Origin of the sequence: Polaribacter sp. ALD11 (assembly GCF_002831685.1) — a bacterium.
Classification (GTDB): Bacteria; Bacteroidota; Bacteroidia; order Flavobacteriales; family Flavobacteriaceae; genus Polaribacter.
This window is the reverse complement of the sequence record NZ_CP025119.1, coordinates 1,369,339-1,395,708: the sequence shown is the minus strand read 5'-3', so window position 1 is coordinate 1,395,708 and position 26,370 is coordinate 1,369,339. Positions and strand designations below refer to the sequence as shown.

At 29.2% G+C, this 26,370-nt stretch carries 22 protein-coding genes; 2 read left to right on the top strand and 20 right to left on the bottom strand.

Features of this window, described 5'->3' with window-relative positions; all coding sequences use genetic code 11:
• Positions 1-36: 36 nt before the first annotated feature.
• The 9 genes from CW731_RS06245 to CW731_RS06205 all read right to left on the bottom strand — a co-directional run bounded on the left by CW731_RS06245 (position 37) and on the right by CW731_RS06205 (position 7,351).
• Positions 37-267, bottom strand: a complete 231-nt coding sequence (locus tag CW731_RS06245) for a hypothetical protein (RefSeq protein ID WP_100945911.1) — start codon at positions 265-267, stop codon at positions 37-39.
• Between the two features lie 42 nt (positions 268-309).
• Complete coding sequence (locus CW731_RS06240) at positions 310-900, bottom strand: ParA family protein (RefSeq protein ID WP_100945910.1); 591 nt, start codon at positions 898-900, stop codon at positions 310-312.
• On the bottom strand, positions 854-1,774 hold the full coding sequence (locus tag CW731_RS06235) for a DUF5712 family protein (protein ID WP_100945909.1): 921 nt from the start codon (positions 1,772-1,774) through the stop codon (positions 854-856). The genes CW731_RS06240 and CW731_RS06235 overlap by 47 nt, the downstream gene beginning before the upstream one ends.
• The gene (locus tag CW731_RS06230; RefSeq protein ID WP_100945908.1) at positions 1,774-2,259 is read right to left on the bottom strand and encodes a BfmA/BtgA family mobilization protein; all 486 of its coding nucleotides are present in this window, start codon (positions 2,257-2,259) and stop codon (positions 1,774-1,776) included. The genes CW731_RS06235 and CW731_RS06230 overlap by 1 nt, the downstream gene beginning before the upstream one ends.
• Before the next feature lie 217 nt (positions 2,260-2,476).
• The gene (locus CW731_RS06225; protein WP_198519858.1) at positions 2,477-3,310 is read right to left on the bottom strand and encodes a toprim domain-containing protein; all 834 of its coding nucleotides are present in this window, start codon (positions 3,308-3,310) and stop codon (positions 2,477-2,479) included.
• A gap of 222 nt (positions 3,311-3,532) precedes the next feature.
• Positions 3,533-4,738, bottom strand: a complete 1,206-nt coding sequence (locus CW731_RS06220) for a primase-helicase family protein (RefSeq protein WP_100945906.1) — start codon at positions 4,736-4,738, stop codon at positions 3,533-3,535.
• A 95-nt stretch (positions 4,739-4,833) separates the two neighbouring features.
• Complete coding sequence (locus CW731_RS06215) at positions 4,834-5,133, bottom strand: helix-turn-helix domain-containing protein (RefSeq protein WP_100945905.1); 300 nt, start codon at positions 5,131-5,133, stop codon at positions 4,834-4,836.
• Positions 5,134-5,263: 130 nt separating this feature from the next.
• Positions 5,264-6,097 (bottom strand): hypothetical protein, encoded by an 834-nt coding sequence (locus CW731_RS06210; RefSeq protein ID WP_100945904.1) that lies wholly within the window; start codon positions 6,095-6,097, stop codon positions 5,264-5,266.
• Positions 6,098-6,115: 18 nt separating this feature from the next.
• Complete coding sequence (locus tag CW731_RS06205; protein ID WP_100945903.1) at positions 6,116-7,351, bottom strand: site-specific integrase; 1,236 nt, start codon at positions 7,349-7,351, stop codon at positions 6,116-6,118.
• Between the two features lie 555 nt (positions 7,352-7,906).
• On the opposite strand from CW731_RS06205, the gene CW731_RS06200 reads away from it, so the two are divergent.
• Both CW731_RS06200 and CW731_RS06195 read left to right on the top strand, forming a co-directional pair.
• The gene (locus tag CW731_RS06200; RefSeq protein ID WP_100945902.1) at positions 7,907-10,879 is read left to right on the top strand and encodes an ATP-binding protein; all 2,973 of its coding nucleotides are present in this window, start codon (positions 7,907-7,909) and stop codon (positions 10,877-10,879) included.
• 265 nt (positions 10,880-11,144) lie between these two features.
• Positions 11,145-12,515 (top strand): radical SAM protein, encoded by a 1,371-nt coding sequence (locus CW731_RS06195; RefSeq protein WP_100945901.1) that lies wholly within the window; start codon positions 11,145-11,147, stop codon positions 12,513-12,515.
• 309 nt (positions 12,516-12,824) lie between these two features.
• Here CW731_RS06195 and CW731_RS06190 read toward each other — a convergent pair whose 3' ends face one another.
• The 11 genes from CW731_RS06190 to dnaN form a co-directional block, all read right to left on the bottom strand.
• On the bottom strand, positions 12,825-14,285 hold the full coding sequence (locus CW731_RS06190) for a hypothetical protein (RefSeq protein WP_232734737.1): 1,461 nt from the start codon (positions 14,283-14,285) through the stop codon (positions 12,825-12,827).
• 112 nt (positions 14,286-14,397) lie between these two features.
• Positions 14,398-16,689, bottom strand: coding sequence for an FdhF/YdeP family oxidoreductase (locus CW731_RS06185; RefSeq protein ID WP_100945900.1), 2,292 nt, complete (start codon positions 16,687-16,689; stop codon positions 14,398-14,400).
• A complete protein-coding gene (fdhD, locus tag CW731_RS06180; RefSeq protein WP_100945899.1) occupies positions 16,682-17,488 on the bottom strand; it encodes a formate dehydrogenase accessory sulfurtransferase FdhD in 807 nt (268 codons plus the stop codon). The genes CW731_RS06185 and fdhD overlap by 8 nt, the downstream gene beginning before the upstream one ends.
• A gap of 83 nt (positions 17,489-17,571) precedes the next feature.
• Positions 17,572-18,753 (bottom strand): class I SAM-dependent methyltransferase, encoded by a 1,182-nt coding sequence (locus tag CW731_RS06175; protein WP_100945898.1) that lies wholly within the window; start codon positions 18,751-18,753, stop codon positions 17,572-17,574.
• Positions 18,754-18,759: 6 nt separating this feature from the next.
• A complete protein-coding gene (locus CW731_RS06170; protein ID WP_100945897.1) occupies positions 18,760-19,842 on the bottom strand; it encodes an AI-2E family transporter in 1,083 nt (360 codons plus the stop codon).
• Positions 19,842-21,119 carry a hypothetical protein gene (locus CW731_RS06165; protein ID WP_100945896.1) on the bottom strand — a complete coding sequence of 426 codons (1,278 nt, stop codon included), beginning with the start codon at positions 21,117-21,119 and terminating at the stop codon, positions 19,842-19,844. Before CW731_RS06165 ends, CW731_RS06170 begins: the two co-directional genes overlap by 1 nt.
• A 140-nt stretch (positions 21,120-21,259) precedes the next feature.
• Positions 21,260-22,129, bottom strand: coding sequence for an RluA family pseudouridine synthase (locus CW731_RS06160; protein WP_100945895.1), 870 nt, complete (start codon positions 22,127-22,129; stop codon positions 21,260-21,262).
• A 99-nt stretch (positions 22,130-22,228) separates the two neighbouring features.
• Complete coding sequence (locus CW731_RS06155) at positions 22,229-22,648, bottom strand: VOC family protein (protein ID WP_100945894.1); 420 nt, start codon at positions 22,646-22,648, stop codon at positions 22,229-22,231.
• Between the two features lie 170 nt (positions 22,649-22,818).
• Positions 22,819-24,510 (bottom strand): gamma-glutamyltransferase, encoded by a 1,692-nt coding sequence (ggt, locus tag CW731_RS06150; protein WP_100945893.1) that lies wholly within the window; start codon positions 24,508-24,510, stop codon positions 22,819-22,821.
• Entirely contained in the window at positions 24,507-25,055 is a 549-nt protein-coding gene (locus CW731_RS06145) for an ACP phosphodiesterase (RefSeq protein WP_100947642.1), read from the bottom strand. Before CW731_RS06145 ends, ggt begins: the two co-directional genes overlap by 4 nt.
• 166 nt (positions 25,056-25,221) lie before the next feature.
• Complete coding sequence (gene dnaN, locus CW731_RS06140) at positions 25,222-26,340, bottom strand: DNA polymerase III subunit beta (RefSeq protein ID WP_100945892.1); 1,119 nt, start codon at positions 26,338-26,340, stop codon at positions 25,222-25,224.
• Positions 26,341-26,370: the final 30 nt, after the last annotated feature.

The window sequence follows — 26,370 nt, the reverse complement described above, 5'->3', positions numbered from 1 at the left end:
GTAAATCTTCTGCAAGATAAACAGAAATTCATAATATTAATTTGTTTTTAAATGGTTTTTTAATGCATTTATAATGATCGTTTTAATACTAGATTCATTATTAAGTGCTCTCATTTTTATTTTTTTTAGTAGTTCTTTTTCAATATAAAATGAAAATTGAACTTCTTCAGTTTCTTTTACTGTAACTGGAACAATCTTTTGAATTGTTTTCTTCTGATTATTCGATTTCGCTTTATTTATAAGCTCGTTAAAATTCTGTTTTTCCATAATTCTATATTTATAGTTTTATATAATTTTAGAGATGTATAATTATATCAATTTGGTTATTATTTCTTTTGTGAGATTATCTATTTGCTTTTGAGCATTCCTGTCTTTAGTAACTCCTTTTACTAAAACAGATCTAGTAAAGGCAACCAAATCACTAATGTGTGTATTGGCAATTTTCACATTGTATTCTTCTAATCCAATTAATATATCTAACGTTAAAGTAGTATTTGCTTTTATCATATTAAAAACGATTAGAGTTTCAGCTGTTTTGTTTTCTTGTTCAATTAGTTGTAAGGTGCTTTTTATGGCTAACAAATCTAAAATCCCTGCTTTGGTTGGTACTATAATTAAATCAGCTAATTCAACTAATTTTGGTAAATGGTTCGATAGGTAAGGAGGTGTGTCTATAAATATGAAATCATATTCTAAATTAGAGATACTTTTTATTTCTCCTTTAAAAGAGATAATATCAAAATCTGTAACTAGATCTTTTAATTGAGATAAACTTCCTTGTAAATCAAAATCTAAAACAGCAATTTTTGCATTGCTAGAAATATTTTGAGCAAGGTTAAATGTAAGAGTACTTTTACCAACTCCTCCCTTTTGATGTGTTACGAGTATAATTTTTGGCATGATGTTTTGTTTTTTCAATTGATTGTTCTTTAATTTCTATTTCTTTTAAAAGAGCTTCTTTCTCTTTAGGAGAACCATTTTTTAAAATATATTGATTGTTAAATCTCTCTCGTTCTCTTCGTTTATAATGGAAAAAATCATCAAAACTTTTTTCATTCATGTTAATCCATTTCATTCTGTCAAAACCAACATGATATGTGTTTCCACCAATTGTTCTAGTTGTAGAGCGTTCTTTGGTTATAGGTGTTAATTTTAGTCTTTGGGTTTTGTCTTTTCTACTGACAATGATGTGTACGTGCGAATTAATTCCTGGTTTAAAGTCACCTACTTTATAATCTCCGTTTATGACTTCTTTATCCGTTCCTTTAAATTTTCTGAAGTGCTCAATTTTTGCAAAATAAACCAAGTCTTTACCAGATTTAAGACCTTTGTTTTCTCGGTTAAAATTCTTTGCATAATTGGTCATAATTACTTTTGTGTATTCTTTAATTTTATCACAAAAATGAACGTAATCTTTATTATTTAGTTCCCAAATATTTTTCACTTCTTTTCTGTTAGAGACTATTTGTAACATATATTTTAGTTCTTGTGGACTAAAATTAATTGTTGGTGCGAAATATTTTGCATCTGTTTTACCCAATTTCTTAATGTTACTATCAATGTTGGAAATTACTTCATTGGTACTAATGTTATTTTTTGAATGTGAAAAAAAGAATTGTTTTCTACTTTCAATTTCTCTTTTTTTACTAATCGAGTTCGTCTTTTGTAAGAGTTTGTCTAAATCATTATTTTCTTTTTCTAGATACATTGCCAAGTCAATACAGCTAGAAGTATTTGTAGCACCTAATGTGCTGTGTGGTTTGCTAATTGGCATTATTTAAAAAGCGATTTAAGTGTTTCTTGAATTCCAGATTTATTTTTAGTATCTATTAATTCGGCTATTTCTATAAAAGCTTTTTGTTGTTGAATAAGTTTCTTTTCAAGTTTTTCTACCTCATTTATAATTTGGAACGTTCTGTTTTTATCGAAATCATTTATTTTTATTATAGCATCTTTTACCCATTTTGATAAGTTTGAAAATTGTTCTTTTTGTTCTTTAGAATTTTGATAAACTTCGTTTCTTAAAGGCTTTAAAATATCACGTTCTTGCACTTTTAAAAACGATACAATTCGCTTGTCTAAAACCTTTACCATTGCAGCAGGGTTTTCATTAATTGCTTCTACAGGATTAATTCCTGTTTTTTTAAAATAGAGAATCATAGATTCAATTAAATCACCATATTGCGACCCAAAAGTTTTAGAAATTTTAACCAACTCTTTGTGATGAAATTCTTTTATTAAGATGCTTTTTTTCTTCATATTTATATTTTTTGTTACTGATAATCAGTGTATTGATTGTTCGTTTATAATTCTATTATAAAATGTTATATTCTTATTTATTGATTTAATGTTTTTAAAATCAATGTTTTAAACCCCGTAGGGCAAGTTGAAAATAGGGGCACAGCGTAGCAAAGCCCCTGTTCAACTTGCTTAATTTCTTAACACATTGCTTTACGGTAACCAATCTGTACCTTTTTTACATTCGGCTAATTAAAAACTCGTTCAAATCATTATAATTTTTATAGTGAATTCTATTATCAACTACTCGGTTTTCAATATTTTTAATCAAAAAATCAGTTGCTATATTTCCCGCATCGTCATTATCAAAAAAGAGTTTTATTGAGTTGTAATTTGTAACTAACTCGATTGCTTTTTTAATCATAGAAGTAGAATTTAATACAATGAAATTCTCTTTAGGAATTTCATTTTTAAGAGTTAAGTAAGAAAGAAAATCAGACCAAGACTCAAACATTGAAACTACTTCAGAATTATTATTTATTGTTGTAATTTCCTTTTTGCCAAGACAGCCTTTAAAGTTTTTATTTCTAATTTCTAAACCTCCAGAATTGTTCATAAATCCAATTCCGTAGTTTTCGTTTTTATTATCAAATGAGTAATGAACTTGAAAACAAAATTGTTTTGCAAATTGTAAATTAATTTTTCTAGTGTTCAAGTAATTCAATAATTTTTGATTTGTTAATTCGGTTACTTTTTTAATCGAATATGTTGGTTTATTTTTAATATGTTTCGTTTGCTGGTGAAAAGGAAAAGAATCTTCAGATAAAATTTCTAAAGCTTTCTTTATAGAACAATTATTATATTTCATTATAAAATCTATGATAGTTCCTCCAATTCCTTCACCAAAATCATAAAAAATATTTTTTTTATTATCTACCTTAAAAGAAGGCGTTTTTTCATTCCTAAAAGGGGAGCAAAACCATGTTTCCTTTTGAGTGGTTTTCTTTGCTGAAAATCCTTGTTTTTTTAGGAAAGAAACAAGGTCTATTAATTTTGCTTTTTTACAATTCATTAGCTTGTGTATTGAGTAAATGAAAAACATCTAAAAGTTGATGATTTGATGACGAATCTCTTGTGTTCTTTTATTCATAAGGCTTAACACCGTCATCAAGATGTCATCAGATCATCAACTTTTTTCATTTTTTGTCATCAACTTTTTTCTTGATGACGTTTTGATGACGCTTTTGATGACGGCTTAATTCCTTACTATTACTGGGTTTAAAGTATATATTAGTTAGTCCGTCATCAAATCATCAAAGTTTTTGAGTAAAAAAACTTTTTTCACAGTAAAATACCTTCCTTTTGTGTCAATAAGTACCGTTTCTCCATCACTTAATATCAAGAATTTTTGATACTTAAAAGAGTTCTTTTTTTGAGTGATTTTCCAGTTTGTTTTTAGTAGGTTTCGAAGCTGTGTTAAATCGGTTTTTATTCTTGTTTTGTTTAAGGCATTTAAAAGATCCATAATTCCAAAATGAATTTCTTCTAAATCAAATTTTTCAATGATGCTAAATAGTAAATGAGCAATTTCCTTTTCAACTCTGTTTTTATTATTGTTGACTAATCTTTTTAGAGCAGGAGTGTAAATTTGTTGTGGCGTGAACCACATTCTAGTTTTTCTTTCACTAGCAAATTTTCTTTTTTGAATAAATTCTAAAAAAGCGGGAATTTCATTAATTAATTTTTCTAAAAACTGAACATCTTCAGTTTTTATTTTTGGAACTTTAATTACCCAAAATCGAATTTCATCAGAATCAATTTTAATAAATGAATCCTCTTTATTGCTACACATCACAAACTTTCCAAAAAAATCAACTTCAAAACGTTCTTTACCTTTTGCTTCAATTTTATTTTTATTGGAAGTAGATAAGTACTTAATTTTCTCTGTTATTTCTTCTTTTTGTAGAAATGCTTCATCCATTCCTAATAAAAGTTTATTACCCCAGTCTAAATTAAAGTTACTACTCAATGAATGGCTATCTAAATAAGTCATATTGTGCCCAAAAACTTCTTTTAAATATTTTAAAAAAGAACTTTTTCCTGTAGAGCGTTCTTTGCTTACCAAACACAATACTGGTAATGCTTGTGATGGTTTTTCATATAATAATTTGAAATAATCTAAACCAAGTTCTACTTGGTTGCCAAAAACATGTTTAAAGAACGTTAATGTATTTTCTACTTTACCTTTTTTTGGTAAATGTTTTAATGGAGAATAGGTGTTGTAGAACCCATGTATATCTTTTGAAAATTCAAAGTGATTTGGAAAACATATTTTACCAACATATTTTGGAATATCTGATAAAAACGGTTTTCCGTGATCTTGAATAATGGTGGTTACATCCCATTTTATTAAAGACTCATTAAATTGATTATTTATAGTTGGCACTTGAACAATTCGGTAGTAGGATGTCCCAATCCTTAAATATGATTTGTCTAACATATTTATTGAAATTATCCGTATATTTGTGCTATACGGTAGTTAATACTGTTTTGGAAAAAATATAAAAGCATAGAGTTCGTACCTCTATGCTTTTTTTATAGACGATTAAAATCTTTAGGATGATTTTTAGCGTAAGCTAATAATTCAGACTTTGAATAAAAGATGGTTCCTTCAATCTGATAAAAAGGAATCTTTTGTTTTTTCTTCCATTTTATTAAAGTTTGAACGCTTCTATTTAACATCTTTGCTGCTTGCTGTTGAGTAAGTCTATCTTCTTCTGGAATTTCTTTTTGAGGAATATATTTTGGTGAAGTTTTATTAAACTTCTGAAGTAGTTTTTCGAAAATTCTTTCTAGTTGATCTTCGGAGTATGCGTAAAGTGTATTACCGCTCATAGTTATAAAGTATTAAGGTTTATTATGGTTTTTTAAACACTTCAAAACTCAATAAAAATATAAAGCCGTTAACATATGCCAAACCATTTTGGCATATGTTAACGGCTTATAACCGTTGTTTAAAGAGGTTTTATTTGTTTTTTTCTTTAATATTTTGGATTTGTAACTCGACTCTTTTTCTTGTGTTAATATTTTTTATAATATAACTTCCTTTTCTAATAATTTTTCCTAAAGAATCAACCTCTAAATCTAAACTTAAATACTTAATCAATAATCTAGATAGTTTTGAACCTGCTCCTTTATGAATTATAATATCAGCTTTTCTGAATAGAATTATTACTGCAATTAAATTATCTTTTTCATCTGAATTAAGTCTGTGATCTTTTTTTTCATAATTACCTTCAAATAAAAAATTCATAAAGCTATTAATATTTAGATTCTCAAATAATTCTCCAGAAATTTGTTTTAAAATTAATTTTATTTGATTTTTTGTTAGAATATTTGGTTGTATTCTTTCATTTTTGAAAACTTCAATGTTTAGCTTGTTGATTTTATTTTCATTTTTAATAAGTGTAGTTTTTATTGGATTTAGTTCTTTGTGAAATTCTTCAAATTTAGATGTGATATTAAACTTTTTCTTAACTGAATCCAAATGTGCTTTACTAGAAACATAAGACTTATATTTACTTAGGTTGCGTTTTTTCCAGACACCAAACTCTATTAAGATTATTTCTAATATTAAATAACTACTTACGAAGTAGAAAGCACAGAAAATCCATCCTAGAGTATAGTTAAAATAATTTAAAAGAGGGTTTTGAAAGAATAATTGAAAGCCTACATAAAAGTAAGATATAAAACAAATAATAAGATTTATTTTGAATATTTTTTTGCTTTTATAAAATATGAGTTTTAAAGCTTCTAATCTGTTACTTAGACTTACGATTAATACTAAAGGATTCTCCATGTTTTTTTGTTTTAATGATTAAATTTTATTCCAATATTTAGTTATTTCATTTATTTTTAACTGATTAGGTATATGTGTGTAGGTTTCAAAAGTTTTATCATCAGTATTTCCTGTGGTTAGTTTAATAATCTCTAAATTAATTCCCAATGCAAGGCTATTTGATACAAAAGTTTTTTTGGCGGTGTGGCTGGTTATTAAATCACATTTTGGAATTTCTTCATCAATACGTTTACTACCAATAAATCGAGTAATGTTTACTTTTTGAGTAATATCAGCTTTTGCACATACAATTTTTAGATACTCATTATATTTTTGTGAGCTAATTTTTGGTAATGGCTCGTAGATTGTTTCTTTATATTTCGAGAGTATTTCTTTGGTGAACTTATTTAAAGGGGTAATATGGTCTATTGTTCTTGTTTTTTGGATATTAAATCTTATGTAGTCTTCATAAATATTAGAGCTTTTTAAATTCTTTAAGTCACTAAAACGAAGTCCACTAAAACTTGAAAAGCAGTATAAATCCCTAACTTTATCTAGTTTTGGGTTTTCAAATTTAAAATTGTATAATTTTTTTAATTCATCTATTGTTAAGTAAATTACTTCAATTCTATCTTTTGGAGCTTTAAATTTTTTGAAAGTTATGTTTTGATGATAATCTCTTTCAAAAGCCCAATTCATAAAAGCCTTAATACCAGTAACTAATTTTCCGAAGTAATTATTCAATGTATTTCTTTCTTCAAAACAATAGGTAGTTAGTTTTTCGTAAAATTCTAAATTTATAGAATCAAAGTGCATTTTATAGCCTGTAAACGCTTCAAAATCTTCAAAGAATTTCTTATTCGATTTATATCGTCTAATAGAACCAGGAACGACTCTGTTTTTAGATTTGTCTATATATTCTTGATAGGTTGTGAAAAAATCTTTTACTAAACTGTTTTTACCAAAATAATCATCATTTAATTTTTCAATAATATAGTCTCTGTCAGCAATAACATTATTAGCTCTAATGTATCTAAATATTGTATCAACTTTATCCTCGAATTCTTTTATTTTATTATTGAATTCATCATGAAAATTATATTTTTCATTTTTTAAATTAGCTTTAATTCTATTGTTTTTCCAATCTTTTTCGGAGGATTTAACACCTGTTAGTGTTTTTCTGACTCTTTGTCCATTAATAGAAATATCTGCCCTTATCGGACAAGAACCGTTTTTATTTATTTTATCTTTGCGCAACACAAACTTTAGTTCCATTTTTTTAAATTAAATTCAGTTATTATTTATTAAATAAAGAAGAATGACTCATAAACGTAGGTTATTCTACTTTATTAAATAGGGGACAAAAAAGGGGGCGAAAACTAAATTTTAAAAAGAAATGATTAATTAAAATTGATTATGCCAATCCTTATTACCAAAGATAAGCTGTTAAATTCAATTAAACAAGGTGATGGTTTTTTGTGAATCCTTCAGGGCTCACTTAAACCTTACTAGAAATAGTAAGGTTTTTTGTTGTTCTAAACTTTCTTCCCTCTTTGTTTTAGTTATTTTAAAGTCATTTCTTTTTAGATAAAAAGTGATGAAAGAAGACGAATAAATTAGGTGTATATTTTGTGAAAAATAATCTATCCAAAATGGGACTATTTCACTATTAAATTAAAATATGATTAATAAGTTAGCGTTCAGTAATTAACGAATTAGTTTCATTTTTTCATTTAATAATGCCATCAAATTCAATAAGAGTAAACATCTAAAAGTATATATTCGCGCTCAATTTTTTTTAAGCTACTAACTACGAATTCTAGAAAATACATGAGCAACATAAAAAACTGGTTAAATTATTATAAAAATAGTTTAACTGATAGTGAAAATTTAGCGGTAGACATTTCTAGAATCAAAAATTTATTTCATCAAAATTATTGCGATTTAAGCACGGCAACTATTAATCCGGAAAATGCTGCAGAAATGCTCGATTTCGAAGAGAAGAGAATTAATAGGCTTAAAGGAATCACAAAAAAAGAGAGTGCGAATTGGCATAAAGTATTTGACGCTGAAATTATTATTGCTCCTTTTCAACTAGACTTTCAATCGAATGACACTAATTTCAAGCAGAAAACAATTCATCCGTTTTGGATTACTGCCAGCATAAATCGTTTGGGCCAACTATCTGCTCCGAAAGAAATATTCCCATTAATAGTTCGTAATTATTTAGATCCAATTGCAGAGGTTGGAAACGATTTTATTTTTTCTTCAATAGAAACAATTGCAGCAGCAAGAGAGTTAGAAAAACCAGAAGTTGAAAATGAAGAAATAGAATGGGGAGCTTATTGGAATTATATTAATAAGGTTTTCTCAGAAATTACTTATGGTAATATAAATAGTTATAGAGCCGACGGATATACAACAAATCATAAAGCCACCTATTTTGCTAGAAGTTCTAAAATTTCAGCAGCAAAAAGTATTCTTTTTTTATATGAGAACTTAATAAATACAGCAGAAGAACTTCCGTTAATTTCAAAAATAATAAATCCAAATAACAGAGAACGAAGAGATCCAATTACCGATAAAGGCTTTTTAGATTTCAATCATTTGCATTTAGGTCAAATGTCTAATGAATTTCCGCTCTCTATAAGTCAAAGAAAAACCTTATTATCTTATTTTACTGCGGAAGAAAATGCCATTACAGCAGTAAACGGACCTCCAGGAACAGGAAAAACTACTTTATTACAAAGTTTGGTGGCTACAGAAGTGGTGAGAGCAGCTATTAAAGGTGAAGAAGCACCTGTTATTTTAGCGTGTTCAACAAATAACCAAGCAGTAACAAATATTATAGATAGTTTTATCAATTCTAAAAGTGATATGGAAAATCTAGCAGAACGCTGGATTCCTGGTTTTAATGGGTACGCAACTTATTTACCTTCAAACTCTAAAAGTGAAAAAAGCTTAAAAGACATAAATTATCTAAAAGGGAATATGTTTGGGAATGAAGGTACTTTATGCGATTTAGAAAATGAAGAGTATTTGCTAGATGCGAAGCATTTTTATTTCAGTAATTATTTTGATTATTTTGGTTTTAAAGCAGAATCATTAGAAGTTGCTTGTGAACACCTTCAAGAAGAAATTTCAATTTTAGAAGACAATTTAATAGAAGGAGTTCGCATCTCTCAAAACTATTTACTTTCTATTGAAAGAATTAACAACTTATTACTTGATAAGGAAAATCACATTAAAAAAAATGCAATTCAAATATTAAATTTGCAAGAATGGAGAACGATTATAACCAAGATAAAGTCGTATTCGAAGGAAGAGAAATTTATCAATGAAATAAAACGTTATTTTAAAGTTTCTTCGGAAGAAAACACCCCGAATTCAGAACATATTTTTATTGTTAATGACGAAGCACTTATAGATAACAAAACTGCGCTCGTTTTTATAAAAAAATGCATTGCAGACCTTAATTTGGCTTTATCTTCAAACTTAAAATTGAAGAATTGGAAACATCAAAATAATATTACAGGATATCCTTTTATTTCAGAAGAGCAAATGTGGGAGTTTGAATATGAAAAGATGGCATCTGATGATAAAACACATCGTTTTTTTTACGATGAAATAGATTTAAGCTTACGTCATAAAGCCTTTTTATTAGCAACTCATTATTGGGAAGCAAGATGGCTTTTAGAAACAGAAGATGTTTTAGAAAACGAAACAGAAAGAGGAACTGGTGAAAAAACGGTAATGGCAAAATGGAAACGAAGAGCGATGCTTACGCCTTGTTTTGTTGCAACTTTATACATGGCGCCTACTCATTTTTTATACAGCCAGTATCAAGGTGAAAATGAAGAAGGAAAGCCTGTTTTCGAATACCTTCCTTTGTTTAATTTTTTAGATTTATTGATTATTGATGAAGCTGGCCAAGTAACACCAGAAGTTAGTATTCCTATATTTTCATTAGCAAAAAAAGCAATTGTTGTAGGAGATTTAAAACAGATAGAACCTATTTGGTCTATTCCTCCAAAAATTGATTTTGGAAATTTAATTGATCAAAATATTATCAAAGATCAATCGCAAACTTCCTATTTAAATGAAATAGGCTTTTTAGCTTCTAGTGGAAGCATCATGAAAATGGCTCAAAACACCTGTGAATATCAAACACCATTAGTTACTAAAAAAGAAAATGGTTTGTTATTATTAGAGCATCGAAGGTGTAATGATGAAATTATTGGGTTTTGTAATGAATTGGCATACGATGGTATTTTAAAACCAATGAAAGGTAAAGCTCATAAAGATCAGATATTTGCTTCTATGATGGCTTACCATGTAGCGGGGGTTAGTGAACGTAAATTTAATAGTCGTCATAATATAAACGAAGTTAAAGCGATTATTTTATGGTTAAATAGACATAAAGAAGATATAAAAAGTGCTTACAATGTAGATGCTATTGAAGGTGTTTTAGGTATAATTACACCATTTGCTAGTCAGAAAGCAGAACTTTCCAAAGCTTTAATTCAATCTGGATTTAAAGTAAATGAAATAAAACTAGGAACGGTGCATGCGCTTCAAGGAGCTGAGCGTAATATCGTATTGTTTAGTTCTGTTTATAGCAATAAAGATGAAGGGGTATTGTTTTTTGATAGAGACAACAAGCCAAACATGTTAAATGTAGCTGTTTCAAGAGCAAGAGATAGTTTTATTTTATTTGGTGATACACGAATTTTTGATGAAACAAAAAAAACGCCTTCAGGAATTTTAAAAAAACATTTAAATATGTTTGAAATGCCTAGTTAAAGTAGTATTCAATTATTTAGGTTAGTTTGTATTATTCTTTATAATGTAGAAGATTTCTAACTATAACAAATGATTTAAAAGTAGGTGTTTTTTTAACTAAGAATAAAGAGCCCTGTTTTTTTTTATTACAATGATGTTACCATTTGATATTAGTATTTTAGCTTTGATTTATAATAAAATAGAAGTTCTAGCTTTTTTTTGAGAAATAAGCTTTTGCCTTAGAGTTTATTTTGTATTTTGGGATTCTTAAATCCCCCATTTCATTATGCTTTCGTACAAAAATAAAACGTTAGGTTCTTTTAAAGTAGGAGCTATTTTTGCAATAATTTTTAGTTTTTTATTCATCCTTTTATGGGGTGTTAGGTTCTTTCAGATAGATTTTCTTTTAATTTTTTTACCAGAAACAATTAGAGAAATGTTTGATAAGTCTCCTATGTGGGTCTTCTATGGTTATTTGTTAACTGCTTTAGCAAATTTTGTTGCAGCTATTTTACTTTTTAGAAGAAACATAGTTTCTGTAATTGTTTCTCAATACGCAGCAGCAGGAATGTTAATGGTAATTCTTTGTCATTTTTTTATCACAGATTATATAGGGCTTTACGAAGCTGTAGAAATGTTTGTTACGCTTATGTTTTACCTTCTATTGGCTTGGTTTTCTAAAAATTCAAGAAAAAACGGGTATTTATCAAAAATTTCTAAAGAAATAACTACCGTTTCTCTAAAGATACAAGAAGGGTGTAGTCATGAATGCGCTTATTGTTTAATTCCGCTACTAAAAGGTGCTTCTAGAAGTGATACTTTAGATAATATTTTATCAAATGCGAAAGATATGGCAGATGAAGGAATAAAAGATATTGTTTTAATTGGAGATAATATTGGGGATTTTGGTAAAGGAGAGAAAGGGAATTTAAATCACCCCCACAGCTTTCTTGATTTACTAAAAAAACTTGATAAAATTGGAGGAATTCATCGTTTTTCTTTTTTATCCGTCACCACCCCAATGTTTAGTGATGCAACATTAGAGTTTATAAAAGAATCGATAAGGTTTTCACCATATTTTAGCATAAAGATGGATAGCGGAAGCGATACGGTATTAAAAAATATGAATCGTCCTTTCCCTTTAAGTGCTTATAAGGATTTGTTTCTAAACATCAAAAAAATAATGCCTGATGCTTATATCGTTGTTGAAATTATTGTTGGTTTTCCAGGAGAAACTGACGAGCTGTTTAATGAGAGTGTTAATTTTTTATTAGAAGCAGATATTTCTTATATCGCTCCTACAATGTATTCCGATAAAAGAGGAACAAAAGCATTTGAAATAAAGGACGGTTCTGTTTCAAAAAATGTACGTAAAAAAAGAAAAAAAGTACTTGTAGAGCTCTCTAAGAAGAAACTTCAAGCTTTTTATGAAAACCAGTTAGGTGAAGAAAAAATGGTTTTATTTGAAAATAAAAGGAGAGGAGACTATATTTATGGGTATACAGATAATCGTGTAAAAGTTAAATGTGCTTGGAATCCAGAATTAGGGAACAGTCTTCATATGGTTAAACTAATAGGAGTTAATAGAAGTTTTATGTTGTTCGATTTTATGAAGGATGAAATTTCTGTAGAAGAAGGTAGTTATGTTAAAATTTAGACTTTCACAAACTTCATTTTTTATTCGAATAAAAAATGAAGTTTGTGAAAGGTGTTATTGTTAACAGGGTTACTGTAGAAGAAAAGAACTTCATTTCTGCATTATTTATTTTAATCAAAAAGATACCTTTAAAGAATGCTAATTATTGGAAGTGTACATAAAAAAAGAGCAACTACTATAGTTGCTCTTTTTTTATTTAATTTAAACACGCTATAAACTTACTGTGGGGAGTAGTTTCTTTTTAATACTTTAGATAATATTAGTAAATAAAGGGAGTGTCAACTACTGCAAATACACATACACATTAAATTATTTCATATTTAAAAAAGAGAAATTATATTTTAATCCAAAATTTATAAAAGGGTTACTTAGGTTACCTCCTTTAGCTTTAACATAACCAAAAGCACCTCTTAAACTTAAAGTGCTATTTAATTGATAATCAGTACCAATACTTGGCTTTATAATAAGGCCTTCACCTGTACTTATATTTCCTCCACCAGCGGCACCAGCCAAAAATTGTGTAAAAAAAGTAGTCTTTCCATTTAATAAATTATTCGTTTTTACACCGAAACCAACAAGGCCTTCTGCATAAGCGCCAGCATTACCAAAATTAGCAAAAGAGGTTTGACCTGCTAAAAATAAGTTCTTATTTAAGTCTAAATTAACTTGTAAAGATATTTGATGCATATCTTCTGTAGGGTTTGTCATTCTCTTAGCATTAAAATACCAATCTTGTTTTAAAACAACTTCAATACCTTTAAATTTACCTTTGTTAAAAGTCTTTTCATTAGAAAAAGAACCGTTTCTTTCTACATAATATTTTAACCCAACTCCGAATGTTGAAGTAGAAAAATAGCGACTAGGAGTTAATAAATAACCTTTATTTAAAGAGATATAAACATCACTAAATAATTGTTGTTCAATAGAAATGTCAGGATATAACATAAAACCTCCTTCAGAATCTACACCACCACCACCACCAGCACCAATACCAAATTTTGTTAAAATATTCGTCCTGTTTTTGTTGAAAGAGAAATTGTATCCAGCTCCTAAAAGAACATCCATATAGCCGGCCCTAATTCCGCTATAAGCACCATCAACTTTTAAAAATGCAAACCAATTTTTTGATAAATAATTTGAAAACTCAAAACCTGCAAGTCTTATTGTTTTTCCTTTCAAGACTTCTCCTGTAGTCGCATCAGCATCACTTTTTACTTTTAAATTATTAAGATGTAGCATAAATGATGTTTTCTTTGTTTTTTGATTCCATGAAGAAGTATTTAAAACTTCTGAAGAAAACGTACTTTCTGAGTTCTTATATATTGAATAATTAAAATCTATAGGAATCTCTAATGCTACATTTAATTGATTTCCTTTGATTAATCCATCATCAAAAAAGTTTACATAACTCCAACCCGTATTTAAAGAAAAATGTTCGAAACTATAACCCAAATTTACGTGGGGTAAAATAAATGCACCACCACCATCAGGAGCTCCTGCGCCTCCTCCGCCGCCAAAATGGAAACCAGTATCTATATATAATTTTTTGTTTAAATATTTTTTGAACCCTGCATTTATGCCTAAAGTAAAAAAACCACCTCTTTGCCCACTCGTAGAACCATAAATACCAATACCAGTATAGAAAGACTCATTTAAAAAAAGATTATAATGAATACCAGAAAAACCCATGTTCGATTCGTTCAAAATATTCGTTTCAGGCATTTCAATTGATAAAAAATCAATTTTAATAAACCCTTTTTGAGTTTTCATTTTTGGAATACTTTCAGTTTGTGCTACTGAAAAATGACTACATAGCATTACTAAAATTAAAAGAAGTGAGTTTTTCACAGGTTTATTTTTTTTAAGATTTTACAAATATAAATTATCTTTTTTCAATACTAATAATAACCGTTTTAGAAGTAGGCGTATTACTAATTTTAGCGACACTTTTAAGAGGAACTAGTACATTCGCTTCCGGAAAATAAGTAGCTGTACATTGTTTAGGAATATTATAACTCACTACTAAAAAACCTTTTGCAGTTCTTTTTTCACCATTAAAATGACTTGTTAAATCTACCAAATCTAATTGTTTCAAATTCTGTTCTTGCATATCTTCTTCGTTCATGAAAACAACTCTTCTTTCATTTAAAACACCTCTATATCTATCGTCTAAACCATAAATAGTAGTATTGTATTGGTCGTGAGTTCTAATTGTCATCATTATAAATTGATTCTTTTCTAAATCTAAATCAGACGGTTCATTTAACGTAAAATTTGCTTTCCCTGTTGCAGTAGGAGAGAAGTTGTTTTCTCTGGCATTATTGGGTAAGTAAAAGCCACCTTTTACACGAACACGATCATTATAATTTTCAAAACCAGGAATTGTAGCTTCAATTTTAGTTCGAATTAAATCGTAATTAGCCGTAAAGGCAGTCCAGTTTATTGTATCGTTTTTTAAAGTAGCATTTGCCAAACCAACAACAATTGCTGGTTCACTCAATAATTTTTCTGAATGAGGTTTTAAATGACCGTGAGATTGATGCACAACTCCCATAGAGTCTTCTACAGTAATAAATTGCGCTCCAGAAGATTGAATATCTTGTTCTGAACGACCTAAGCAAGGTAAAATCAAAGCCTTTTTACCTGTTATTAAATGACTTCTGTTTAATTTTGTAGAGATTTGAACTGTTAAATTACAGTTTTTTAATGCAGTTGCAGTAAACTCTGTATCTGGTGTTGCAGAAACAAAATTACCCCCCATTCCAATAAATACTTTTGCTTTCTTTTGGTGCATTGCTTCAATTGCGTCAACAACATCAAAACCATGTTTTCGTGGTGCTTTAAAGTTAAATTCTTTTTCTAGGTTATCTAAAAAAGAAATTGGTGGTTTTTCCCAGATTCCCATTGTTCTATCACCTTGAACATTAGAATGACCACGAACAGGACAAGTTCCTGCTCCTTCTTTTCCAATACTTCCTTTTAGTAGCAAAATGTTTACAATTTCACGAATATTATCTACTGCATTTTTATGTTGTGTTAAGCCCATTGCCCAACAAATAATTATTTTTTCATTATTGATGATGAGTTCTGTCGCTTTTTCTATTTCTTCAAGTTCTAAACCCGTTTGAGGAATTAATTCATCAATCGAATATGTATCTAAATCTTCTAATAAACCTTCTATTCCTGCTGTTTTTTCTTCTATAAATTGATGATTAAAAACAGATCCTGGTTTTTTAGTTTCTTGTTCTTTCATTAACTTTAGAATGATTTTTAACAAGGCTACATCTCCATTTATTTTTACTTGAAGAAATAAATCGGTTAAATCTTGTCCTTCTCCAAACCATTTTAACGGGTTTTGAGGATCTTTGTAATTGATTAAACCAACTTCTGGTAACGGATTTATAGTAATAATTTTTCCGCCACGTTTTTTTGTATCGCCTAAAGCAGTTAACATTCTTGGGTGATTTGTTCCGGGGTTTTGCCCCATTACAATAACCAAATCTGCATGATTAAAATCTTCTAAAGTAACAGATCCTTTACCGATACCTAATGTTTCAGACAGTGCACTTCCGCTAGATTCATGACACATATTTGAGCAATCTGGTAAATTATTCGTTCCAAATTGCCTTACAAAAAGTTGGTATAAAAATGCAGCTTCATTACTTGTTCTACCAGAAGTGTAAAAAATAGCTTCGTCTGGTGACTTGAGAGCATTTAATTCTTCGCCCACTATTTTAAAAGCTGCTTCCCAAGAAATTTCTTCGTAGTTGTCCTTTCCTTCTGGCAAATACATAGGTTGTGTAATTCGCCCGCTCTTACCAATTTCATAATCAGAAAGTTTAGATAATTCTTCTACAGAATGCGTTGCAAAAAACAGCGGAGAAACTTTATTCTTGGTCGTTTCTTCTGCAACAGCTTTTGCACCATTTTCGCAATATTCTGCTAAGAAAGCACGTTTTGCGTCAGGATCTGGCCACGCACAACCTGGGCAATCGAAACCATCTTTTTGGTTGATGTTTTTTAATAAAGTAATACCTTTTACAATACCAACTTCATCTTTTATATGTGTTAGGGCAGAGATAATTGCTTTAATTCCTACAGCAGATGTAGGGATTTTTTTTAACTGAATCCCTGTTAATTTTTCTGGTGGTTGTGCGTTTGTTTTTTTAGACATTTTCTAAATTTTTTATAAAATCAGGATTTGAATAAATCGTCATTTTTTCTTCTCTGGTAAAACCAATCAAGCAAATTCCGAATTCTTTTGCAAAATCTACAGCAAGAGAAGAGCAGGCAGAAACAGCAACAATAATAGGGATTTTTGCAATAAATGCCTTCGATACAATTTCGTAAGAAACGCGCCCGCTAACAAGTAAGTAATTTGCTTTTTTTAGTGATTTTTTCATCAATAAATCTCCAACCGTTTTATCAACAGCGTTGTGTCTACCAATATCTTCTTTTATGGTTAATAAAGTATGTTTTTTGTTAAAAATTGCGGCGGCATGACTTCCTCCAGAAGTTTTAAATGTTTCTTGAAAATCTTTCATTTCAGAGAACATTTTGTGCAGAATTTCTGAAGAAAAACTAGTGTTTTGAATCAGTTTTTCTCCTTCCACTTTTATATCTTTTAGTTCTTGTTTTCCACAAATTCCGCAAGAAGAAACAGATAATAATGTTCTTTTATTTAAATATCCTTTCCCTAAATTTTCTTTAGGAATGGTTACGTTTATAATTGAAGGAATTTCATTTTCTTCTTTAACTATTTCAAAATTAAAGTTCGTGGTACTTTTATAAATATCTTCTGCATAAAGCAAACCTCTTACAAGTTCAAAATCATTGTCTGGCGTTCTCATAACAACGGTGTAAGCTTGCTTATTAATGTTAATTTGCAATGGGGCTTCTACCACTAAAGCATCGTTTACAGAGGTTTGTAATCTACTCGTAATTTTAATTCCTTGGTAAGTTAACGTTTGCATACAGTAGAAGGTTGAGCTTTCTGTACAAATTTACTGAAAATAGTTACAGTTTTAAAGATCTGTTTACTTTTAACTTTTTAAAATCATATTTCAATTTTTGAACAAAAAAGACAAATCAACTTATTGTCTAGATCTGTAGAGAAAAATAAGAAAGTAGTACCGCCATCTTTTATTTTTGTTTCTTTTCTAATTAAAGCAACTGTTTTTGGGAAATTTCTAGTTGTAATATTCGCTTTTTTCTCTGTTAACAGTTTGCTTATTTTCTTTTTATCATAAGAAATTACCTTTTCTATTTTAAATGTTCTGCCTGGAAAATCTATTGCATTCTCTGAAGTATATAAATGAGAATGTTGGTGCAGTTTAAAAACATCTAATTGCTTCGATACTTGATGAAATCCGCCAGATTTTAGAACAGCAGCGTTCGGTTCGTACAAATAGGTGAGTGGTTTAGAATAGTTTGAATGCACACTTTCATTTAAATTAAAATTGAATTTCTGTGTACCGTTTTTTAGGGAGTTAATCGTTTTTATCTGAATCTCTTTTTCGTAGTTTTTTTCGAGTAAAAATAATACTTCTTTCACTTCATTCTGAATGGCAATAACATGAATTTCTTTTACAAAATTTAGTTCGTTAATTGCACTTGTAATATCTAGTATTGGCGAGTTTTTAAGTAAAATTTGATTGGTTTTACTAAATAGAAAATCAATGTTTTCTGGCACATTTGGCAAACAATCTTTTAGTAAAAAGACTTTTCCTTTAAGATCGTTTCTTCTTGATGGATCTATGTAAATACAGTCGAAATTATTTTCATTATTTTTTAAATATTGAAGTCCATCACCAGAAAAAGTTACAATATTTACTTTCTTTAATTGTTGATAATTGTGCTTTACAATAGCAGATAATTCTTTGTTAATTTCACAATGAACAACTTTTTTAAAGTGTTTACAAAAATAGAAACAATCGACTCCAAAACCTCCTGTAATATCAGTAATTGAAGCTCCTTCAATTATTTCTGATTTGTATTTTGCTGTTATTTCTGAAGATGTTTGCTCGATACTTACTTTCTCTGGATAGTAGATGTTTTTGGTAGTAAACCACGTAGATAATTTGGTAGCAGCTTTTTGTTTTGCAACAATTTGATTTGCCAATTCCTGAACAGAAATACCATTAAAAGGACTTCCTTTAAAAATCAGTTTTGTAATGTCTGATTTTAAATTATCTGAAATAAATTGCTGAACTTCTGGGCGTAAAATGTCTAAATTCAAAAGAAATTATAGGTCTTTAGTTAATGATTTTACAATTTTATTGTCAGATAAAAATTCTTTTAAAATAACTTTTAAAGCGGTATACAACGGTACAGCAGTAATCATACCAACAATGCCAAACAATAAACCACCAATAACTATAATTAAGAAAATTTCTAATGGATGAGATTTTGTGGTTTTTGAAAAAATAACTGGCTGACTCACAAAATTATCAATCAATTGAGCTATTAAATAGCCAAGCATCACATAAATAGTGGTTGGTAAAATTTCATCTTGAAAATCTAAACCAATATTACTTGTCATAGATAAAATAAACATAATTACAGCACCAATCATTGGGCCAACATAAGGTATTAAGTTTAACAGCGCGCATAAAAAAGCAATAACAACTGCATTATGAATACCAAAAATTAACAAAATAATAGTGTATAAGATAAATAGAATAGTAATTTGTGATATTAAACCAATAAAATATCTAGATAATAAATTATTAATAGTTTCTAATGATTTTGAAAATCTACTTTCTGTTTCATTGGGTATTATTGTCATTACACCATTTTTTAACAGTTGGTTGTCTTTCATAAAAAAGAAAGAGATAAACAATACAGAAAATAAACCAATACTTAAAGTACCAACTGTACCTAAAATAGCATTTAAAAAAGTAGGAACTTCTTTAAATTGGGAAGCTAAATCTAAGTTTTTTAACTCACCTAAAACATCTATTCCTTTAGAAGAGAAGTAGGTTGTTATTTGGTTAAAAATATGTTGTACATTTTCTTGTAATTTATCGACTTCTAATAACGATAAACTTTTTCCTTGTTCTGTAATTAAAGGAATAAACATTCCTATTAAACCTGCTAAAAGCGCTAGCATTAAAACCATTGTAAAAATGACAGCAACTGTATTTGGAAATTTTAATTTCTTTCTTAAAAGAAGAATTATAGGTCTTGCTATTAAAGATAAAATTCCTGCAATAATTATGTACACAATTACAGACTGAATTGCATATAGAAAATAGCCCAAAAGAAAAATGCCTAAAATTACAGCTAAAGCTCTTAATATTCCGTTTGCTATTATTTTTGAAGTCATTAATTGTATCCTTTTACTTCTCCCATGCTCAACCTACTTCCATTAGAAAATGTGTGGTTTGAAGGCAATAATGCTCCACTTTCTGTTAATATCCAATCATCCCAAGTTGCAGGAACTCCATCCATTTTTTTACTTGGTACGTACATTTTATAACTTTTAGGAATATAACTAGAGTCTAAAAGCCACAAATATGAATCTCCAGGAGTTGTTCCTCCTGTTGTATATTTCACTAAAAGAGCCTCTTTATTATCTATTTTACGAATACTTCTAATGGTTCCGTAATCAAATAATTTATGAGGAGCTATTAGCCAAAAAGAATCGTTATTAAAAATATCCCAAGCTTTTTTTACAAGTGTGGTATCTGTATTTTCTTGTTTTTTATTATTGAAGAAAACGGTGCTATTTTCTCTATTTTTAGGATGTAAATTCACACGAATTGTATCCCAAGAAACAGCTACAACATGTTTTTCTTTATCCCATTTAAAAGATCTTCTTCCTCCAAAACTCCACTCTAAAAAACGTGTTTTTTCTAAAGCCTCGTTATTTATGGCTTTTAGTATTTTATTCGCAAGTTCATCTGCTTTCGTGTTTTCTGTTTTTACGTCTCCCATATCTATTTCTAAACCAAATAACGAAAGTATATGTTTTGTAGGTAGTTGTATTCCTGTTTTGGTGGTTTTCCAATCAGACCACGTAGCAGAAACTCCGCCTAAAGGAATTATGCTTGTCCACATTTTGAAAGAAGTTGGGAAGTAGTTTTCGTCTAAAATCCAGAGATAAGAATCTCCGGGAGTTGAGCCACCAGAAGTGTATGTTATTAAAAGTGCATCTTTACCATTATAATTTACTATGCTTCTTTCGGTTCCAGTGTCAAAAATCTTATAAGGTGCAATTAACCAAAAAGAATCATTATTAAAGAAATCTGTTGCATTTTTTAGAATTCCTTTGTTTTCTACTTTTTTATCATCAACAAAAACGGTAGATTTTTCTGATTGGTTTGTGTGTAAAATTACTTTATTCTTATTCCAAGAAACAGTAACTATATTTTCTTGCTTGTTCCATTTGTAAAAATGTTCATTTCTAAAACTCCATTCTAAAATTTCTGTATTTTCAAAAGCTTCATGGTTTATTGCTTTAAACATTTTAGTAGCTAATGCATCTGCTTCTTTTCCTTGTTTACCTTCGGGAAGTTTTTCATTGTTTACAAAATAATAAACAGTGATTGCTGTAGCTAGTAATAAAATTATAATTATTAAAAATTTGAAAATTTTCTTCATTTTTAGGCTTTGGAATTGAGTCACAAATTTATTACTTTTTAACGGAACTTATTTGGAATGGTATTAATAATCTAAAAAGGCTAAATTATACTTGTTTTTTTAGATTTTGAAGGCAAATATTTGCTTTAATTTGATGCATTTTAAAGAAAGAAACCTTGAAATATTTTTGTAAATTTCTTAGGAAGTTCTTTCGTAAATATCACTTTTTTATTTGTAAACGGATGCATAAATTCTAAACTCGAAGCATGTAAATACAAGCCTTTTCCATTTAAAAGTAAACCTTCTTTAAAATATTCTTTATCTCCTAAAATAGGATTTCCAATGGTAGATAAATGCTTTCTTAATTGATGTTTTCTACCTGTTTTTGGTTGTAGCTTAACCAAGTTTAAAATTTTAAAACGTTCTGAAATAACTGTTTGTAAAACTTCAAACTCTGTAAATGACTTTTTTTCATCAATAGGAAAATCAATTTTTCCTTTTTCTTCCATTTTACCAATCGTAATTGCAAAATATGTTTTTTGAATTCCTTTATTTTTAAACAATTCACCTAATTTAGTAATTGAGGAGCTTGTCTTCCCTACTAATAAAAGGCCTCTTGTAGGATAGTCTAAACGGTGAATTGGTTGTGGTTTTACAGCATCAGATCGATTGCTTTTTTTAAGATTCTGAGACAGTCCGTTTGCAATAGTTACAAATTTGTTTCCGCTAACTAAAATTCCTGCAGGTTTGTAAATAATTGCTAAATAATCATCTTCAAACAACACTTCTAAATTGAGTTCTAATCTTTCAAAAGTTGATGAGTTCTCAGATTCAAATAGTTCAATTTTTTCACCACCAGAAATATATTTAGATGTTGTAGCTAAATTTCCGTTAATAAAAATAAGCTCTTTTTTGATGGCTTTTTTTACACCAGATTTTGTGGGAATCGTTTTAAAAATACCTACTGCATATTCTTGAAAACGAATAGAGTTTTCTAATTTTTCAGCAATATGAATTTCTGATAACTGCATTATTTTAGACGTAAGGTTGAGAGCTGTCGAAGCTTATTTATATTGTTATATGTACATGAACTTCTCGACTGCGCTCGAGGAGGCATTTGAGAATTTATTTTATTTAGCAAATAATTGACTCATATCTTTAAAAGCTTTAAACTCTAAAGCATTATTTTCTGGATCCTTAAAAAACATGGTTGCCTGTTCGCCAACTTTTCCTTTAAAACGAATACAAGGTGCTATTTCAAATTTTGTATTTGCAACTTTTAGGCGATTTGCTAAAGAGTTCCAATCTTCCCAAGTTAGAACAACTCCAAAATGTGGCACAGGAACCTCATGACCATCAACAGGATTTGTTACAGATGCTGTTGGTTTATAACCTTCTTTCTGATGGATAACTAATTGATGTCCGAAGAAATTAAAGTCTACCCATTGATCTGTACTTCTTCCTTCTTCGCAGTTTAAAATATCTCTGTAAAAAGTGCGACATTTTTCTAAATCTTGAACGGGAATTGCTAGGTGAAAAGGTTGTATCATTATTTAAGTTTCAAAAGTTTATACTTGAAGTTTGTCAGTTCAAGTGATTTTCGATTTTAGGAGAAAACTGTATTAAGAACGTTTATGGTTTAGTAAATTTTACTCCATATACAAATTCCATTTATTTATTTATTTATTTATTTCTGAAATGGACTAGAATTGATCGTATTCTAAAACCCTACTGCAGCATCATCACCTCGCTTATCTGCACCACCTTCTAATTTTCCGTTAGGTAAAACTAGAATTGCATCAACTCTACCAATAATTAAAGAATTTCTTTCTAAAATTTCATAACCTAAAGATTCCAATTTCGTTTTTGTTTCAGTAGTAAAACTATTCGGTTCCATTCTAACAACATCTGGCATCCATTGATGATGGAATCTTGGTTGATTTACAGATTCTTGCATTCCCATGTCATATTCAGCAACATTTAAAATATTTTGTAAAACAGATGTAATAATAGTAGAACCTCCAGGAGTTCCTAAAACCATCTTTAATTTTCCATTATGCTCAACAATAGTTGGTGTCATAGAGCTTAACATTCTTTTTTCTGGTGCAATTGCATTCGCTTCAGAACCTAATAAACCATACACATTTGGTACGCCAGGTTTTGCGCTAAAATCATCCATTTCATTGTTTAAGAAAAAACCAGCTCCTTTTACCAATACTTTAGAGCCATAACCTGTATTTAAAGTTGTTGTTACAGAAACGGCATTTCCAAATTGATCTACAATAGAGTAGTGGGTTGTTTGATCGCTTTCAGGACCCAATATGTCTCCATGAGAAACATCTGACGATTTTGTTGCTTTATCCCAAGAAAAAGAACTCATTCTTTCTTTTATGTAATTGTCTGCAATTAAACTGTCTGTAGGTACATTTACAAAGTCAATATCACCTAAAAAATGTGCTCTATCTGCATAAGACCTACGTTCTGCTTCTGTTAATAATTGTACGTATTCTGTAGAGTTGTGCGTAATTTTAGATAAATCATAAGGTTCAATAGATTTTAAAATCTGAGCTAAACAAATTCCGCCACTAGAAGGCAACGTCATTGTTGTAATTGTATAGTCTTTGTATTTAAAATTGATTGGTTTACGCCAAACAGCTTTGTATTTTGCTAAATCATCTAAAGAGATAATTCCGCCTAATTCAGTTACATAATCAACAAATAAATTTGCCGTTTTTCCTTTGTAGAATCCATCTTGACCATTATCTCTAATTCGCTCTAGAGTTTGTGCTAGTTCTTCTTGTTGTAGTAAATCTCCTTCTTTCCACTCTTTATCAAACAAAATTTTATAATTATTTGCTTTCTCGAAACGTTCACGTGTGTCATTTAAAGAGCTAGCTTGTTTTTTTGTAACGCTAAAACCATTTCTAGCCATATCTATTGAAGGCTGAATTAAATCCTTAAAAGGAAGGCTTCCTAGTTTGTTATAAACTTCAAAAATACCAGCAATTGTACCAGGAACACCAACAGAGTGAACTCCAAAACTACTTTTACCCGGAATTACATTTCCATCTTTATCTAGATACATGTCTCTAGTTGCGGTTAAGGGCGCTTTTTCTCTAAAATCTAAGGCGCCGGTTTTTCCATCTTTATCTCGGTAAACCATAAAACCACCACCGCCAATATTACCAGCAACTGGGTATACAACAGCTAGAGCAAGTTGTGTTGCTGCCATTGCATCATAAGCATTACCACCTTTTTCTAAAATATCTGAACCAATTTTAGAAGCTTCTTCTCTGGCAGAAACCACCATTGCCTTTTCAGTAATTAAACCTGTAGTTTTTTCTTTTTTTTCTGATGTTTTACAGTTTATGAACACCAAAGAAAGTGCAAGTAATAAGATTGTTTTTTTCATATTGTATTTTTAATTTCTTTTAATTTCTGATTTGTGTGTGCTATTAAGTCTTTAAAAAATAAGGTAAAATCTTCTTGAAGTTCGACTTTTAAATTCCGTAAATCTTCAATAGCTAAATTCATTTGAGACTTTCCTTTTGTTCTTTGATTCATTCCTATCAATACTTTTTCTATTCCATCTTCAAATTGATAATTGAAAAGAATGTTATATTCAATCATATATTTGATGAAGTTTTGAGATTTCACGGGTAATTCATTTGAAATTTCAGAAAACATTTTATTGATTGTATCTGTATAAATATTTAAAGGAATTTCCGAATAATCAGCCCAATTCTTTGCTAAAAAATAATCATAAAAAATATCGATAATTACGCCGTCATAATGCCTGTAACGTTTGTGCAAGCGTCTTTTACTTTTTCGAACAATTTCATGTGCGTCTGTAAAGGTATCAATTTCTCTGTGCAAGAAAATACCTTGCTGAATCTCTTTAGAAAAACCTTCGTAATTATTTCCTCTAATATGATCTGCAATAAAATTACCAATCATAATATTGGTGTTATTGTTTGATAAGTATAAATGTGCTAAGAAATTCATTTGTTAAATGTAAACAAAAAACCACAACTTGTAAGCTGTGGTTTTCTTAATATCTATGTATATGTTCTTTCCTTATAAGGAATTAAAAATTATTTTAATGAAGTATACACTGCGTTTGTTAATTATTCAACATTACAGGCATTACCAACATGGTAACTTGTTCGCCTTCATCTGTGCCATCTATAGGAGTTAAAATTCCTGCTCTGTTTGGTAAAGACATTTCTATTAAAACTTCGTTAGAACTTAAATTATTTAACATTTCGCTTAAAAAACGAGAGTTAAAACCTATTTGCATATCATCACCTTGGTAATCACAGCTCAAACGTTCATCAGCTTTATTGGCAAAATCTAAATCTTCCGCAGAAATATTTAATTCTGTACCCGCCATTTTTAAACGAATTTGGTGTGTAGTTTTACTAGAGAAGATAGAAACACGTCTAACAGAGTTTAAGAAAGAAGCTCTATCAACAGTTAATTTATTAGGATTCTCTTTTGGAATTACCGCTTCGTAATTCGGATATTTACCATCAATTAAACGACAAACTAAAACTACATTATCAAACGTAAATTTTGCATTTGCGTCATTATATTCAATAGTTACATCGCTGTCAGCACCACCTAAAATTCCCTTTAATAAATTTAAAGGTTTCTTTGGCATAATGAATTCTGCTGTTTGATCTGCGGTAACATCTGTTCTAGAGTATTTTACTAATTTATGAGCGTCAGTAGCAACAAAAGTTAAACTTTGTGAACTAAACTGAAAAAAAACACCACTCATTACCGGACGTAAATCGTCATTTCCGGCAGCAAATATTGTTTTAGAAATCGCAGTTCCTAGAATATTTGCAGGTATAATTGTTTTACTTGGTGATGGTAAAGAAACTGCTTTCGGGAACTCATCTCCACCAAAATAAGCCATGTCATATTTCCCTTGATCAGAACTAATTTCTATGGTATTGTCTCCTTCTGTTTTAAACGTTAAAGGTTGGTCTGGAAACGTTTTTAAAGTATCTAGCAATAAACGTGCAGAGACAGCAATAGAACCAGAACTATCACTTTCTACATCTATTACAGAACTCATAGTTGTTTCTAAATCCGATGCAGAAACTTTTAATTGATTTTCAGATAATTCAAACAAAAAGTTATCTAAAATTGGTAAGGTATTGTTGCTATTTATAACGCCGCCTAAAACTTGTAATTGTTTTAATAATTGCGAACTCGATACAATAAATTTCATTGATTTTTTATCTTAATTAGTATATACAAA